Raw genomic sequence first — 14,623 nt, forward strand, 5'->3', positions numbered from 1 at the left:
ATTGATCATTGCCAATTTTTTGAAATATACTCATTTAAACTCTTTTCCGTTTCAGATTCTTCTGCATTGAACCCTAGAGCTTCCTGAATAAATGGAATGACCATTTGAAGCTCATGCTTCTCATTAGAATTCAAAGTCTTTTTTTTCTTTAATACATAATATCGATCGATTTTTTCCTGAGCCTCGGGAGAAAAGGTTGAAACAAGTCCAAAAGCTTCACTTTGCAATATCTGATCAACGCTTTTAGCATAAATACTTCTAATCTGAGCTACAACAATTTTATCGTCGATTTTTTATAAAATCGATAGGTTATAGCATCTTCTCCCGCACCTGCAGCTACTAAAGGACTATGGGTTGCCATAATAAATTGTATTGCAGGAAAAGTTCTCCGTAAAAGGTTTGCGATTGTTCTCTGCCAAGTTGGATGTAAGTGAATATCCAGTTCATCAATCAGAACGACGCCTTGCTCATTTAAAGGATTCTTACTGTCAGGAAATGCCTCTATCAGTCTCCACACGAGATCTCCAGTTAGCGCTAAAATACTTCTAAATCCGTCAGATAATCCAACTGTTGAGACTTTAGTGCCTTGGACTCGAAACCATATTCTGCCATTACCATCAATAGAATCAAATTCATTTCCATTTGGTAATAATTGGTTAATGGCTTTTATTCCCCACTCCTTTTGCTTTTGAGCCAATTTATCGTCAGATTTCGAAATTCGATAGTCCAAATAAACCATCCATGTCTCGAATGCCTCTAAAGCTTGATCTTCTTTAAATTGAGAAAAGAAATTAGTATACCTTAATGGAGTTTGAAGTGAAGGAACTATTATTCTACTTTCTCGAGTCAATCTCCTAAATGCTCCATATCCCGCACCGAACCATCCTTTCCCTTTTGGAAGCAAAGCATTTTCACGAAGCCAAGGAAGCGCTCTACTATTTGTATCTTCAGTAATAACAGGCTCAGTAAAAACTTTATTATTTATTGTTATTTTCTCATTCCCAGTAACATGAAAAGTGTATTGGAACACTTTTCTTTCTTTTTGTCTCCCCATATTGACCAGGGTCACTTCCTCCTTGATGCAACCTTACTGTCATTTTACCCGATCGAGATTCATCTTTGAGCCAACCATCTGGTCGCGTCAATAGTTGTTTTGCCCCCTCTGGACCAGCTAGGAGTAGAGCCAGAGCTTGCAAAACAGTACTTTTTCCTGTTCCATTTTCTCCCAACAAAGTAGTCCAAGGATAACAACCTTTATTAGAACCAAATCGTATGTTTTGTCTGTCAAAACACTTTAGGTTATCTAAAATCGCTTCTTCAACCCACATATTTGCAGAATTCTATTGTTTCAAATGTATTGTATTGAAATTATTGCTCATCCAAAAATAACAATACCTACCCTAATTTAAGCTTTTAAATATAAAGGTACTCAAGCAAAGTCCCCTGCTATGGATATTATAGTAAATATAGCTCGATTTCCACTTTATTATTTATCTCCCCCAAAAGCCCATACCATAAACCCAGGCATTACAGCACTCCAATCAGGCCAGTCATGATGGCCGCTCGCTACTTCCTGGTAAACCACTGCACCGGGCGCCGGTACCCTCTTTTGTAGCAGGGCTATCAGATCCTTTGTATCATCCACTACATCAATAATTCCGTCTTTATCCCGGTCCGAATTTTCTTCCGCCCCACCCGCATAGAACCAGTATTGTTGTTGTGGTTTCTTACGCGAAGCTTTCAGCTTGGCCATCATGATGCGGTTATTGTCATCCGAATAACTACTGTCTGTAACATCCTTATCCCTCCACCAAAAGGAACCGGAGAAAACCCCGATCTTATCAATCTTATCAGCATGGTTCCAACCAATATCAAAGGCCGACAAGCCACCCAGTGAAGCGCCGGCTATGGCAACGGAATGGAATTTTCGCACGCCCGTCTTTTTCTTAATATAAGGATACAGTTCATTGTTTATAAAAGCATCATAGTACCCGGCCCGGCTGCCCCGCCCTCCATAATCCGGTTTATCGGCCACACCGTATTCCTGCATACGGTCGCCGGCATGGATGGCTACTATCACCAACGGTTCAATGGCCTTGGCTTTGTACAGGCTATCCGTTATTTCCTGCACGCGCCATTTCGCCAGTTCCTGCCCGTCGTTCAATAGTAAGAGATTCAGTTTCGACTTGTCATCAGGCAGGGGCGTATGGATAATCGTTAAATCCACTTTGCGCTGCAGGTGGCGGGAATACAAGGAGTCCTGCTGTTGTTGGGCTTTCGGCGAACAGGCCGTCAGGAGGGCTATAACGATAAATAATGATATCTTATTCATAACCCTGAAAATACGATTTGTAAAAAAGTAAATCAATATTTGGCAGTAATAGTAAAAAGCGTACATTTGCAACCCACATCGCGAAGTAGAGCAGCGGTAGCTCGTCGGGCTCATAACCCGAAGGTCCCAGGTTCGAACCCTGGCTTCGCAACAAATGAAGATCAAGGGATTAGCGAAATGCTGATCCCTTTTTTTATGGGCCAATAACCACAACAACCTTTCATTACCTTTGCATTCTTTATGAAATCCGGGTTTGTAAGCATATTTGGACGCCCCAATGCGGGCAAAAGCACCTTGCTGAACGCTTTAATGGGCGAAAAGCTTGCTATTGTATCGCCCAAAGTACAAACCACCCGGCACCGCATTAAAGGCATCATTACCAAACCGGAATACCAGATCATCTTTTCCGATACACCCGGCATCATTGAGCCCACGTACAAGTTACAGGAGAAGATGATGCACGCTGTACAACAGGCCAAGGAAGATACGGATGTGGCCGTACTCCTGGTAGATGTAAGAGAGAGTATGGAAGAGGTGAACGCCCTCTTTGAATCCATACGCCTGAAAGCACCGGCTATTTTGGTGATCAACAAAATAGATACGGTTGATGCCAACCAGAAGGAAGCCGTCTTTAACTTTTTCAGGTCCAAGCCTTACGCCAAAGAAGTGGTAGGCATTAGCGCCCTGAAAGGTTTACAGATTGACGAGCTGTTACAAACCATCGTCAAATACCTGCCCGAAGGCGAACCCTTCTTTGCCGAAGATGAAATGACCGACCTGCCTACCCGGTTCTTTGTAGGTGAAATGATCAGGGAAAAGATATTCTACCTGTTCAAAGACGAAATACCCTATCATACCACGGTCATTGTGCGCGAATTCAAAGAAAAACAACCCTGGTAAAAATTGTAGCCGATATTATAGTACAACGTGAATCGCAAAAAGCGATCCTGCTGGGCGAAGGTGGTAAGATGATCAAACAACTGGGAACAGATGCGCGGAAGGATATTGAAGCATTTATAGGACAGAAAGTGTTCCTGGAATTATTCGTGAAGGTGAAGCCCAAATGGAGAGACAACGATTTCATGCTGAAAGAATACGGTTATCATTAAAAAATTAAGTAGCAGATATGGCTGGTTTTACGGTAGCAATTGTAGGAAGACCCAATGTAGGGAAAAGCACATTTTTTAATCGCTTGCTCGAACAACGCAAAGCAATTGTAGATGATGTGAGTGGCGTAACGCGCGACCGCCAATATGGTGTGGCCGACTGGAACGGTAAATCATTCAACGTAATTGATACCGGCGGTTTTGTACACCATAGTGAGGATGTATTTGAGAAAGAGATCCGCAAACAAGTAATGATTGCCCTGGAGGAAGCCAATGCCCTGATATTTATGGGAGATGCCGCTACCGGCATTACCGATATGGACGAAGCCATGGCCGATGTACTGCGCCGCACTTCCAAACCAGTTTTCCTGGCCGTTAATAAGGTCGACAATCCCGAACGCATGTTGGAAGCAACAGAGTTCTACGGAATGGGCTTTGACGAGGTTTTCTTCATTTCTTCTATGAGCGGCAGCGGCACGGGCGAGATCCTGGATGCCATTACCGCCCTCATTCCCGAAGAGCCAGCTACAGAATCAGAAGACTATATGGGCGATGATGCCGAGCCAGCACCTGCTGCTCCAGCCATCCCTAAGTTTGCCATCATTGGCCAACCCAATGTAGGCAAATCATCCCTGCTCAATGCTTTGATTGGCCAGGAACGTACCATTGTAAGCGATATCGCAGGTACCACCCGCGATACCATTCATACCCATTACAACCTCTTCCAGAAAGAGTTTGTACTGATCGATACCGCCGGTATCCGCCGCAAAACCAAGGTACAGGAAGACCTGGAATTCTATTCTGTCATCAGGGCTATCAAAGCCATGGATGAGGCTGATGTTTGTTTACTATTACTCGACGCCGAAAAGGGTATTACCGCCCAGGACCTGAATATTTTCAGCCTCCTGGTGCGCAAAGGAAAGGGTATCGTCATCCTGGTCAATAAGTGGGACCTGATGGAAAAAGTGACCAATACCGCCCGGGATTATGAGGAAGAATTGAAGAAACGCCTGGCCCCGTTCAATGACGTACCCATTCTCTTCATTTCCGCCAAAGACAAGCTCCGGATCCATAAGGCCATTGAAATGGCGCTGGACGTATTTGAAAGCAAATCCCGCAGGATAGCTACCTCCCAATTGAATGAGGTCATGCTCAAAGCAATTGAATCCTACCATCCGCCGGTAGTTCGTGGCAACTCCATCAAGATCAAATTTGTGACCCAGCTGCCTACGCATGTACCTTCTTTTGCCTTCTTCTGCAATTATCCCGAAGAGGTAAAACAACCTTACAAGAATTACCTGGAGAACCAATTAAGGAAGCATTTCAACTTCAAGGGTGTGCCCGTACGCCTGTTCTTCCGTAAAAAGTAGGGGTATATAATGCGTTCTAACCCGAAGTAAATCAAAATATTACCGACTATTCCCAAAATGTTTGCATAATTGCAAAAGGTGCTACTTTTGCGCCCATCTCATAAAAACTCAAAAGCAATTCCAAATGAAAAAGTTTTTCGCAATTTTAGCTATCGCTGCTTCTTTAACTGCTTGTAGCGATGGTGGTACTGCTGAAGAAGCAAAGACAGATACAACTGCAGCTTCTGCAGCTACTACTCCTGCTCCTGACAGCACTACTGCAGCCCAAGATACTACAGCTCATCATGCTGATACCACTAAACCTGCTGTAGACACTACCAAGAAATAGTAGTCTGGCAACATATTTGCACGAAGCTGGCCTCCCAAAAGGGAGGCTTTTTCTTTTTTACATACGCAATAATCAAAATGTGTTTTGAAGAATTGCTCGTTTCCATAATCCTTCCGGCAATCATAATCCAAAAGGTTCACCAGTGTGTTAAATTATTGGCTATATTGTCTCCCGTAAAATACCAAAACACCCACTAAACCTCTGGAATCCATTTTCCCGTGCATACCATTTCCCGTAACATTATTCAAAGCCTGTAAACTATTCAATGTATGAAGCAACTCTACATGCTCCTGGCAGTATGCCTGTACTGTACCATTACCACAAATGCCCAAACGAAATTCTGGATCGGCGCCTCCGGGGCAAACTGGAACGACGCCAATAACTGGTCCAACACCGATGGAGGCAGCCCCACTGCCGACGTACCCAATGGTACCACGTACGATGTTATTTTTAGACATGATGCCCTGGTGAATGTAAACCTCACTTCGGTAAACCTCAACACACTTACCGTAACCAACAGTGCCAAAGTAAGGTTGTATACCCCACACTGGGCAGCATTATGACCCTCAACAGTACCAACCCTGTCACGCCCGCAATAAAGGTTGACCTGGGTAGTACCCTGGAAGACAGCTGTTCTCAAGCCGGCACCGAATTCGTAACCCGTTTTGCCAACAACACCCAGGGATTGATCGATGGCACCTGGAGCTTTTTGGGTTGCCCCGCTACTACTTCTCCTGTGGCTGCATCAGGAACATCCTATGCCCGGTTCCCGGTTGCTACTACCTATACCAACCTGGTAAAAGTAAATGGCACCATCAAGTTGAGTGACTTTGGTTACTTCGATTGCAAAGTACCCGCCTACCTTTCTTTTGAGAGCGGCGCCCAATACTGGATTGCCCGCGATGGCGGCATTGTACCGGCAGCCACCTGGAACACCAATTCAACCTTATCCTTAACAGGTATCAAAACAGGGGGCCTACTTTTGCCATCATTACCAGCCCGCCCGATATGGGCAATATTGTCATTAATTGCCCCACCGTTTCCGTGGCCAGTGTTACCTTATCACTGCCCAACAATTTACTCATCAAGGGCAACCTGCAGGTGCTCAATACCAATAACAACAACCTGGGATTGAGTACTTCCAGTGGTGGTGCTGTTGTTAATTATACCGTTCAGGGAAATCTGGAAGTAGGCGGTACCTCGATCGTTACCCTGGGTGGCACCAACCTTGGTTATAGTTATGCCATGCAGGTAAACGGCCACTTTATTCAAACCGATGGCATCTTCAACCTGCGCAACAATATAGGTACTGTAACACAACCAACCGTACTCCGCGTTAAAGGAGATATCCTTCAGTTAGCAGGCACTTTTGAATGTGCCAATACTACAGTGAGTACGGCTGCCGAACTTTTGTACTGGAATTAAATGGCACTGCCGCCCAGGCCATTACCTCATCCGGCAGCATCGACAACCCAACCAACCAGGTCACTTTACGCCTCAACAATGCCAGCGGCGCTACCCTGGCTACCCCTTTATCCGTAGGTAAGATCAGTTGGGACCCTGCCAATAAAGGAAACATTACCACTACCAGCACCAATATACTCTCCATCAGAAATACCAATATCAGCGATCCCCTGGTTGTTAATGGGGCTTCCAATGGCGGTTATATCAATGGACCCGTACAAAGAAATACAGCTTCCAATACCCAGTTCTACAAGTTCCCCACCGGTAAAGGCGGCGTGCTAAGAGAATGCGAAGTAAAACCTTCCACTACTGCCGCTTCTACCTATGAAGCTGAATACTTTGGTACCGCTCATGCCAGTACCGTAAAACAAACACCCCTGGCCGGTGTTTCCAGCAAGGAATATTGGAATATCGGTAAAATAGCAGGCAGCGATGCAGTAGTGCGTTTAACACTGGCAGGAGCTGTGCCCGACGTAGGCGCTGGCGACACACTGGTAGTGGCCCATTTTACAGCAGGCACCTGGGTCGATGCAAGGGGCACCCTGCTCAGCCCAGGCAACAGTACCTCTGGCAGCGTTGAATCCACTCTATTAACCAGCTTTAGTCCATTTACCTTTGGTTATACCGCTTATGCAACCGCACTGCCCATTTACCTCCTGAACCTTACAGCCAGGAAAGACGCAGGTACCGCTAAGCTCAATTGGACCATCACCGACAACAGTACACCCCAAAAATTTGAAGTGCTGCGCTCTACCAATGGCAGCAACTTCACCCAAATTGGTACGGTAACTGGTGTTGAAGGAAAGTTAAGTTACGACTTTACCGACCCCGCCCTTCCCAATGGAACCGTATACTACAGGTTGCGTATGATCGACATAGACGGCTCAGGAGAGCTCACCAAAATTGTAGCCATCATGAATGGCAGCAAAGGTGTTATCATCACCTCCATGATGCCTACCCTGGTTACCAACCGCGCCCGACTCAACATCAGCTCATCCGAAAAACAGGATTACAACTGGTGGTGACTGATATATATGGACGCAGCGTTAAACAGCAGATCCATACTTTAACCAACGGCAACCAAGAGATCTGGCTCAACCTGGCCACCCTGCCCACAGGCACTTACCAGGTGACAGGTTATTTGCAAAACGGAGAAAAAACCAGCAGCATTCGCTTTATTAAGCAATAAATACTGCCAACAATACCCGAAAATCCTCCTGCGCAATCGCAGGAGGATTTTTTCGTAAGTACCCAAGGCCGTTTAAAAACGGTATCCAATATGCTATGCAACGAATCAAATACTGGCTGCTGGTCATGTGTATCATTGACCAATTAAATGGCATTGCCCAGCTACGATGGAATGGCCTGGGTGGCGATGCCCAATGGACAAATCCAGGAAACTGGGTAGGTAATAAAGTCCCTGCCCCAGGCGATGACGTAATACTTGACAATACTTTCCTCCCAGGCAGCTATACCGTCAACCTTCCGCCAGGAAATAGTACAGTTACCATAAGGTCATTAACCATCAGTCCGGCAGCCAGCCAGGTTATTGAAGTCAACCTGCCGGCCACCAATATAGCTACCCCTGGCTTCAATGCCAACAACCCAGGCATCGCTTTGAAGATCTTGCGTGGCGGCATTTTCAGGAACAGTTCTGGCGCCCTTTCAGGCGATGCCATTCAAATTGCCGGCGCCTTATTTATCGCCAATGAAGGCCGCTATATTCACCATACACCACGATCCCATGTACAGCTTGTTACCAATCTATCCCAATCACCCGGCACAGAAACCGGCATTTTTGAATTTAATATAAAAGGCAGTGGGGCGTTGATATCATTTGCCGGGAAAACCTTTGGTACCCTGGTACTGGCTGCCTCTGCAGCAGGAGGCGCCAAAACCTATAATGCCCGGGGCGCCTCGCCGGTACTGATACGCGGTGATCTGATCATTGAGGATGGCGTAAGCTTCAACCTCGATTTGGATGACACCATCCTTGTCCGGGGTAATTATGAACAACGGGGAGGAATCGTCAACCTGGGCAGCGGCCCCAACAATACAGTACTACAAATAGCCGGGCACCTTACCCAAACCAATGGCTCCATTACCGAGCGCGATAACGGACTACCCATTATTGAACTGAATGGCGCCAATTGCCAGCAACTCACCCTGGCCAACGGTATCTTCAACAGCATAGCCCTCAAAATAAACAACCCCGCCGGTATCCTGTTGCAAACACCGGTTTCCTTACCTTATCATTTGGAACTTAGCCAGGGTGCAGTAACCACTTCGGCTACCAGGCTGCTCACCTTGCAAGCAGCTTGTACCGTAGCAACCGATACATTGACCGGCAATAGTTTTATCAATGGTCCTTTGAAGAAAGAAGGGCTGTCAGCCGTCGGCCAATTCCTATTCCCCGTAGGCAAAGGAAATTACTTGCGTTGGTTATGCCTGACCCATGTATCCGGTAATTACCAGGTAGAATTTTTCGCGCCAATCCCCGGTTCATGAGCAATACCCTCGAAACCAGTATCCATCATATTTCATCCATTGAACATTGGACCATCACGGCCGACCCTGCACCTCCCGCCCAGGCACAGGTAAAATTATCTTTCAACGATCCCAATAGCGGTGGTGTTACCGACCTGTCGGCCCTGCTGGTGGCTCAATTAGCAGGAGGCGTTTGGATCAACAGGGGCAATGCATTCTATAGCGGTTCAGCCGGCTCCAATGGTTATGTCATTAGCCACCCGCTCACTTCCCTGGGGCCCGCCACACAATATTTTACCCTGGCCAGTACTTCAGCCAGCTTTAATCCACTCCTCCTCAACCAGCATACCCCTACTGTTCCCGCCCCTGCTTATTTCGTAACCGGCAGCCTGGCGCCCTCCGTAACCAGCCATAGTACCCGCCTAACCCTGACAGCCAAGAAGAAAACCAATTTGCAAGTAAGCATCACCGATGCCCGGGGCCAAACAGTTCAGGTAATCCATACCACCTTGCTTAAGGGCGTCAATACCATACCCGTCCTCGTAGCCACGTTCCCTGCCGGTATATATACCATTGCTGCACAAACCCCCGAAAGCAAGATGCGGCCTGTAAGATTTATTAAATTGTAGAAAGCAAAAGAAACACTTGAAGTAAAAAGCAAGGAGCCCATCTGCAAGCAGATAGGCGCCTGATATGATGCGTTCAATAACTTGATTATACCAGTTTAAACGACTCCAGGAATTTGGTATTGAAGTTCCCTTAATAAAGTCTTCATTCTTCATTAATTGAAGGTGAAAAGGGATCGTCGTTTTCACTCCTTCAATCACATATTCATTCAAAGCCCGGCTCATGGTATTGATGGCCTCTTCCCTGGTACGTGCTACCGCAATGATCTTGGCAATCATAGAATCGTAGTAGGGAGGGATCACATAACCCGCATATACATGAGAGTCGATGCGGATACCATGACCACCCGGCTGATTCAATACCGTGATCTTACCCGGACTGGGCCTGAAATCATTGTAGGGATCTTCCGCATTGATACGGCACTCGATGGCATGCATCTGTGGTTCATAATTCAAGCCGCTGATCGCTTCGCCCGAGGCTATTTTGATCTGTTCTTTAATGAGGTCAAAATTCGTTACTTCTTCCGTTACACAATGTTCTACCTGGATACGTGTATTCATTTCCATGAAGTAGAAATTGCGGTGCTTATCCACCAGGAACTCAATGGTACCTACACTTTCGTACCCAATGGCCGATGCAGCTTTGATAGCCGCGTCGCCCATGCGCTGGCGCAATTCGGGCGTCATGAAAGGAGAAGGCGATTCTTCCACCAGTTTCTGGTGACGGCGCTGGATAGAGCAGTCCCTTTCGCTGAGGTGACACACTTTACCATACCGGTCACCGGCTACCTGAATCTCAATATGGCGTGGCTCTTCCACAAATTTCTCCATATAGATACCGTCATTCTTAAAAGACGCAGCGGCTTCTATTTTGGCAGTGTTGTAGTTCTTCTCCATCTCCTCTTCCTGCCATACTACTCGCATCCCTTTGCCACCACCGCCGGCAGTAGCTTTAAGGATCACCGGGTATCCTACCTCTTTCGCTAAACTTTTGGCTTCTTCCAGGCTTTGCAGCAGTCCTTCACCACCTGGCACTACGGGTACACCAGCTTTGATCATCGTTTCTTTGGCCGTGATCTTATCGCCCATCGAACGGATCTGATCGGGCGTGGGGCCAATGAACTTGATATTGTGTTCGCCGCATATTTCGGCAAAACGGGCATTTTCGGCCAGGAAACCATAACCCGGATGGATGCCATCCGCATTCGTGATCTCGGCCGCAGCCATGATATGGGGAATATTCAGGTAAGAATCAGAGCTGGCTGCACGGCCGATACAAACTGCTTCATCAGCAAATTTTACGTGCAGGCTATCTTTATCAGCTGTAGAATAAACCGCAACTGTTTTGATACCCATTTCGCGGCAGGTACGTATTACCCGTAAGGCAATCTCTCCGCGATTGGCAATTAATATCTTTTTGAACATTATTTTAATTTGAGAATTTGACAATTTGAAGATTTGAAAATGGCCCGCACCAAAGATTTACTGTCTGTCATTTTCAAATTAGCCCATTTCCAAATTTTCAAATTAGTTAGGTTCTACCAGGAATAATGGCTGATCGTATTCCACAGGCGAAGCATCTTCTACCAGCACTTTTACGATACGCCCTTTTACTTCACTTTCAATTTCGTTGAAGAGTTTCATGGCCTCAATGATACATACTACTTTTCCGGGCAATACCTCATCGCCTGGCTCCACAAATACGGGTTTGCCGGGTGATGGACTGCGATAAAAAGTACCGATCATGGGGCTTTTTATAGTGATCAGGTTATCAGCCACAGCTTCAGCCGCTTTGGGCTTATCGCCACCACCGGGTGCGGCAGGAGCCGCAATAGCCTGGGGCTGAGCAGCCGGCGCATAATTCATGGGCGCATGCATGGGAGCAGCAATAACGTGTTGAGCAGGTTCTTCTTTTTTGTTTGATGGTTAGTTTGAATCCCTTTTCTTCTATGGTCACTTCACCGATGTTGGACTTGTTGATCATTTTGATCAACTCCTGAATTTGTTTAAAATCCATCTGTTTAATTGTTTATGTTGACGGTTAGTTCGGGCAAAACAGGCGGCTAAGATAAGGATTACACACTAAATATACCCAAAACCCCCTTTTTAACTAATATCCAATGGTATAAAAAAATGGACAACAGAGACGTTCTATTATCCATTACAATATAGTTCACCAGCACCTGCTGGCGGGTCATGTACTATTCTTTCACCCGCTCTACATATTCACCATTCTTGGTATTTACCCGTATCAGTTCCCCTTCATTTACAAACAGGGGTACGTTTACAGTAGCGCCGGTTTCTACAGTAGCTGGCTTCAGCGTACGTGTAGCCGTATCACCTTTCACACCTGGCTCGGAATAAGTTACTTTTAAAACGATCTTATCAGGCAACTCCACACTCATGGGCTGCTCGGTCTCCGTATTGATCAACATTGATACTTCCTGGCCATCCTTCAAAAATTGTGGGGCATCGATCAGCTCTGCACCCAACGCAATTTGTTCAAAAGTTTCTGTATCCATGAAGTTATAACCACTGTCATCCTTATACAGGAACTGGTAATCCTTCCTTTCCACACGTACCGGATAAATATTATCGCCTGAATTCCAGGTCTTTTCGATACTGCGCTTATTGTCTACACCTTTCAATTTAGCCCACACTTTAGCGGCTGCACGGGCAGTCTTGTTTTCGCCAAACTCCACGATAGAATACAAGCTGCCATCGAGTTTAATGATCATACCACGGCTGATATCTGAAGTAGTTGCCATAAAATAGCTGATAATTTTTTCAATTACGAATATTACATCCCCACGCCCTCGGCCTTGACCGGGGTGGCAGGGGCAGCAAAACTACGGCAAAATTGTCAGCACGCAAAAGGGAACTAAAAGTTCAAAACAGGCCGCTAAATCAGGGCCTGGCTCGTCCCGGCAAGAACCCCGGCGGGAAATAAAATGCCGGATCGCCTGCATGCGATCCGGCATTCTAACCTATTGGGCAAATGGCTGTTTAGCGCGGCTCTTTCTTATTCTCCAGCTTGACATCTATAATAAATGGCTTAGTACCTTCCTGTGCCGGCGCCTGGGTAGCAATGCGTTGGTGAGTAGCTGGCGGCTGTAGGGAGACATATCGGTCCTTTTAAGGAGGCCACCCGACCGATTGTTATTCGTCACCTGTACGGAATATCCTGTACGGGCTCCAGCATAGGGCATTTTCCCTTTTTCAAGTTCGTCACCGTAATAAGGTGCTCACTAGCAGCCTGTGGCAGGAGGGCGGGTTTTGGGGTTATTTCAACGTAAGAACCCTTCTGATTGTCACTCACCGGATCTCCTGACCGGAGGGGAGCAGCCGTGATCTTGTTATCTGCCTTCTTTTTGGTGGTGATCCGGATCACCCCGTTTTTGCCACTGGAACCATATTCCGATTCTGCAGATTCTCCCTTTAAGACGTCAATCCGTTCAATGTTTTCCGCTTTCAGTTCCACACTACGGATGCTCACACTATCGTATTTCACGCCATCCAACTCGATGATACCGCCAAAACCAGATAAGGCACTATTGCCTTCTGTGCCATTGATCAGGATCCCTGATCTCACCTTGCCGGGAACAACCGTATCCTTTGCCGGTGGCACCAGGATCAGCTTTTGCAGTTTGACCCCTTTTTCGTGGTGATCACAATCACACCGTCTTTTCCTTTTTCACCGTATTGGGTGATGGCCGTAGCATCCTTCAGCACCGTAACACTTTCGATTTCATGGGGGTCCAGTTTCTTCAGCGCATCATCTCCACTGTACTCCTCCACCCCGTCAACTATAAAAAGAACTTTTTCAGGCTATGGTCATGAATGATGCGTGGGTTCCCGGACCATCGAGGCTGGCATCTATGGCATACCGGCCTGTATCCCTTATAGCAATGAAGTTTATTCCGATGACACTATCTGTCCGTTTGCCCACTGCTTTTACCCTGGCCGGCAACGTATCCAATCGCAGACTGTCAACCAGCTCCACAACCGACACACTATCCGTCCCTTCAGTCACCCCTATTTCGGTTGCTGGTACCTTTGGTTGGTGGTTTTGGTGCGCTGCCTGGCGAAAGGCCAGCAACAATATGGTCACCAGCGGCAATACAAAAGGAACTTCACCAGGTGCACTTTGGCGCTGCGCATTTTATTCATCATTGCAATCCTTTTTTTAAGCGAGGAAAAATTAAATTGATTCGACATGGCAAAAGCCGGCACACCTACCACTTTCAACAACAGGTATTGATATTGCTTCCGGTCAAGTCCCGCCTGCAATACCTGGTGATCCGCTATGAATTCAGGTTTTGCTTGATCGCCTTGCGGATCAGCCAGGCAAATGGATTGTACCAGTTCAGCATACACAACAATTCACTCCACAAAATATCGGCCGTATGCCGTTGCTTCACATGAATGAACTCATGCCGGATAATTTCTTTTAGTTCTTCTTCCTTATGCTGATGCTGATTGATAAATATCGAGCGGCCAAAAGAAAAGGGAATAATGAATTTGTCTACCTGGTAGATCTTCACCGCATCATCCGACAACAACTGCGAATCCCGGCGGATACGCCTGAAAGAAAGATATTGTATCAGCAGGCGCACCAGCATGACAACGATCCCGGCTATCAGCAACAACAACGAGATCATCCAACCATCAATGGCATGCGTGGGGGCGGCAGCTACCTCATAATTGCCCATTACAGGTATTAATTGTACCACCTTATTATTGTTCCAGGCCCCTTGCTCCAGTATGGGCGATATATTCACAAAAGGGATAAAGAAGGCCAGCAGCGAATAACCCAGTAAATACCACCGGTTCAACGTATGGAAGGTTAAGCGCCTCAGCACAAGCCCATAAAATAAATAGACCACTCAAGGCTGATCGACAGTTTAAGT

At 46.5% G+C, this 14,623-nt stretch carries 22 protein-coding genes, 1 tRNA gene and 1 pseudogene; 12 read left to right on the forward strand and 12 right to left on the reverse strand.

Annotated elements, in window-relative coordinates; all coding sequences use genetic code 11:
* Positions 1-5: 5 nt before the first annotated feature.
* The 4 genes from RS881_RS52920 to RS881_RS52935 all read right to left on the reverse strand — a co-directional run bounded on the left by RS881_RS52920 (position 6) and on the right by RS881_RS52935 (position 2,332).
* On the reverse strand, positions 6-227 hold the full coding sequence (locus RS881_RS52920) for a hypothetical protein (RefSeq protein WP_315818174.1): 222 nt from the start codon (positions 225-227) through the stop codon (positions 6-8).
* Positions 228-268: 41 nt separating this feature from the next.
* Entirely contained in the window at positions 269-1,030 is a 762-nt protein-coding gene (locus RS881_RS52925; RefSeq protein ID WP_315818175.1) for an AAA family ATPase, read from the reverse strand.
* On the reverse strand, positions 996-1,328 hold the full coding sequence (locus tag RS881_RS52930) for an AAA family ATPase (RefSeq protein ID WP_315818176.1): 333 nt from the start codon (positions 1,326-1,328) through the stop codon (positions 996-998). Before RS881_RS52930 ends, RS881_RS52925 begins: the two co-directional genes overlap by 35 nt.
* 158 nt (positions 1,329-1,486) lie before the next feature.
* On the reverse strand, positions 1,487-2,332 hold the full coding sequence (locus RS881_RS52935) for an alpha/beta hydrolase (RefSeq protein ID WP_315818177.1): 846 nt from the start codon (positions 2,330-2,332) through the stop codon (positions 1,487-1,489).
* A 79-nt stretch (positions 2,333-2,411) separates the two neighbouring features.
* Between RS881_RS52935 and RS881_RS52940 the strand changes: the two genes are divergently transcribed.
* The 12 genes from RS881_RS52940 (at position 2,412) to RS881_RS62705 (ending at position 9,716) form a co-directional block, all read left to right on the forward strand.
* Positions 2,412-2,483: transfer RNA gene (locus RS881_RS52940), tRNA-Met, on the forward strand.
* Between the two features lie 89 nt (positions 2,484-2,572).
* Positions 2,573-3,232, forward strand: a complete 660-nt coding sequence (gene era / locus RS881_RS52945) for a GTPase Era (RefSeq protein ID WP_315818178.1) — start codon at positions 2,573-2,575, stop codon at positions 3,230-3,232.
* 50 nt (positions 3,233-3,282) lie between these two features.
* Positions 3,283-3,441 (forward strand): KH domain-containing protein, encoded by a 159-nt coding sequence (locus RS881_RS52950; protein WP_315824912.1) that lies wholly within the window; start codon positions 3,283-3,285, stop codon positions 3,439-3,441.
* A 17-nt stretch (positions 3,442-3,458) separates the two neighbouring features.
* Positions 3,459-4,808: a ribosome biogenesis GTPase Der gene (gene der, locus RS881_RS52955; RefSeq protein WP_315818179.1), complete on the forward strand. Its 1,350-nt coding sequence runs from the start codon at positions 3,459-3,461 to the stop codon at positions 4,806-4,808.
* Positions 4,809-4,932: 124 nt separating this feature from the next.
* Positions 4,933-5,136 carry a hypothetical protein gene (locus RS881_RS52960; protein ID WP_315818180.1) on the forward strand — a complete coding sequence of 68 codons (204 nt, stop codon included), beginning with the start codon at positions 4,933-4,935 and terminating at the stop codon, positions 5,134-5,136.
* 269 nt (positions 5,137-5,405) lie between these two features.
* Entirely contained in the window at positions 5,406-5,699 is a 294-nt protein-coding gene (locus RS881_RS52965) for a hypothetical protein (protein ID WP_315818181.1), read from the forward strand.
* On the forward strand, positions 5,696-6,271 hold the full coding sequence (locus RS881_RS52970) for a hypothetical protein (protein WP_315818182.1): 576 nt from the start codon (positions 5,696-5,698) through the stop codon (positions 6,269-6,271). Before RS881_RS52965 ends, RS881_RS52970 begins: the two co-directional genes overlap by 4 nt.
* Positions 6,238-6,561: a hypothetical protein gene (locus tag RS881_RS52975; RefSeq protein WP_315818183.1), complete on the forward strand. Its 324-nt coding sequence runs from the start codon at positions 6,238-6,240 to the stop codon at positions 6,559-6,561. The genes RS881_RS52970 and RS881_RS52975 overlap by 34 nt, the downstream gene beginning before the upstream one ends.
* Entirely contained in the window at positions 6,510-7,625 is a 1,116-nt protein-coding gene (locus tag RS881_RS52980; protein ID WP_315818184.1) for a hypothetical protein, read from the forward strand. Before RS881_RS52975 ends, RS881_RS52980 begins: the two co-directional genes overlap by 52 nt.
* A complete protein-coding gene (locus RS881_RS52985; RefSeq protein WP_315818185.1) occupies positions 7,619-7,789 on the forward strand; it encodes a T9SS type A sorting domain-containing protein in 171 nt (56 codons plus the stop codon). Before RS881_RS52980 ends, RS881_RS52985 begins: the two co-directional genes overlap by 7 nt.
* A gap of 95 nt (positions 7,790-7,884) precedes the next feature.
* Positions 7,885-9,108, forward strand: a complete 1,224-nt coding sequence (locus RS881_RS52990; protein ID WP_315818186.1) for a hypothetical protein — start codon at positions 7,885-7,887, stop codon at positions 9,106-9,108.
* The gene (locus RS881_RS62705; protein WP_350340045.1) at positions 9,105-9,716 is read left to right on the forward strand and encodes a T9SS type A sorting domain-containing protein; all 612 of its coding nucleotides are present in this window, start codon (positions 9,105-9,107) and stop codon (positions 9,714-9,716) included. Before RS881_RS52990 ends, RS881_RS62705 begins: the two co-directional genes overlap by 4 nt.
* 183 nt (positions 9,717-9,899) lie before the next feature.
* Here the strand turns inward: RS881_RS62705 and accC are convergent.
* From accC to RS881_RS53030, 8 genes and pseudogenes are all read right to left on the reverse strand, one after another.
* Positions 9,900-11,138: pseudogene (gene accC, locus RS881_RS52995) on the reverse strand (acetyl-CoA carboxylase biotin carboxylase subunit); the annotation flags it as partial.
* A 102-nt stretch (positions 11,139-11,240) separates the two neighbouring features.
* Entirely contained in the window at positions 11,241-11,591 is a 351-nt protein-coding gene (accB, locus tag RS881_RS53000) for an acetyl-CoA carboxylase biotin carboxyl carrier protein (RefSeq protein WP_315818188.1), read from the reverse strand.
* A gap of 323 nt (positions 11,592-11,914) precedes the next feature.
* A complete protein-coding gene (gene efp, locus RS881_RS53005; RefSeq protein ID WP_315818189.1) occupies positions 11,915-12,481 on the reverse strand; it encodes an elongation factor P in 567 nt (188 codons plus the stop codon).
* 398 nt (positions 12,482-12,879) lie between these two features.
* On the reverse strand, positions 12,880-13,341 hold the full coding sequence (locus RS881_RS53010; RefSeq protein ID WP_315818190.1) for a TonB-dependent receptor: 462 nt from the start codon (positions 13,339-13,341) through the stop codon (positions 12,880-12,882).
* A 5-nt stretch (positions 13,342-13,346) separates the two neighbouring features.
* Positions 13,347-13,511 carry a hypothetical protein gene (locus tag RS881_RS53015; protein WP_315818191.1) on the reverse strand — a complete coding sequence of 55 codons (165 nt, stop codon included), beginning with the start codon at positions 13,509-13,511 and terminating at the stop codon, positions 13,347-13,349.
* A 25-nt stretch (positions 13,512-13,536) separates the two neighbouring features.
* A complete protein-coding gene (locus RS881_RS53020) occupies positions 13,537-13,824 on the reverse strand; it encodes a hypothetical protein (RefSeq protein ID WP_315818192.1) in 288 nt (95 codons plus the stop codon).
* Positions 13,821-14,090, reverse strand: a complete 270-nt coding sequence (locus tag RS881_RS53025; protein ID WP_315818193.1) for a hypothetical protein — start codon at positions 14,088-14,090, stop codon at positions 13,821-13,823. The genes RS881_RS53020 and RS881_RS53025 overlap by 4 nt, the downstream gene beginning before the upstream one ends.
* Positions 14,018-14,599, reverse strand: a complete 582-nt coding sequence (locus RS881_RS53030) for a hypothetical protein (protein WP_315818194.1) — start codon at positions 14,597-14,599, stop codon at positions 14,018-14,020. Before RS881_RS53030 ends, RS881_RS53025 begins: the two co-directional genes overlap by 73 nt.
* Positions 14,600-14,623: the final 24 nt, after the last annotated feature.

This window comes from Paraflavitalea speifideaquila, from assembly GCF_032395985.1.
GTDB classification, from domain to species: Bacteria; Bacteroidota; Bacteroidia; order Chitinophagales; family Chitinophagaceae; genus Paraflavitalea; species Paraflavitalea speifideaquila.

Coding starts and splice junctions, on each gene's coding strand:
- RS881_RS52970 (WP_315818182.1), top strand. CDS start 5,696: ATGACCCTCAACAGTACCAACCCTGTCACGCCCGCAATAAAGGTTGAC.
- efp (WP_315818189.1), bottom strand. CDS start 12,481: ATGGCAACTACTTCAGATATCAGCCGTGGTATGATCATTAAACTCGAT.
- RS881_RS62705 (WP_350340045.1), top strand. CDS start 9,105: ATGAGCAATACCCTCGAAACCAGTATCCATCATATTTCATCCATTGAA.
- RS881_RS52930 (WP_315818176.1), bottom strand. CDS start 1,328: ATGTGGGTTGAAGAAGCGATTTTAGATAACCTAAAGTGTTTTGACAGA.
- RS881_RS52965 (WP_315818181.1), top strand. CDS start 5,406: ATGAAGCAACTCTACATGCTCCTGGCAGTATGCCTGTACTGTACCATT.
- RS881_RS52960 (WP_315818180.1), top strand. CDS start 4,933: ATGAAAAAGTTTTTCGCAATTTTAGCTATCGCTGCTTCTTTAACTGCT.
- RS881_RS52980 (WP_315818184.1), top strand. CDS start 6,510: ATGTGCCAATACTACAGTGAGTACGGCTGCCGAACTTTTGTACTGGAA.
- accB (WP_315818188.1), bottom strand. CDS start 11,591: ATGCATGCGCCCATGAATTATGCGCCGGCTGCTCAGCCCCAGGCTATT.
- der (WP_315818179.1), top strand. CDS start 3,459: ATGGCTGGTTTTACGGTAGCAATTGTAGGAAGACCCAATGTAGGGAAA.
- era (WP_315818178.1), top strand. CDS start 2,573: ATGAAATCCGGGTTTGTAAGCATATTTGGACGCCCCAATGCGGGCAAA.
- RS881_RS52990 (WP_315818186.1), top strand. CDS start 7,885: ATGCAACGAATCAAATACTGGCTGCTGGTCATGTGTATCATTGACCAA.
- RS881_RS52935 (WP_315818177.1), bottom strand. CDS start 2,332: ATGAATAAGATATCATTATTTATCGTTATAGCCCTCCTGACGGCCTGT.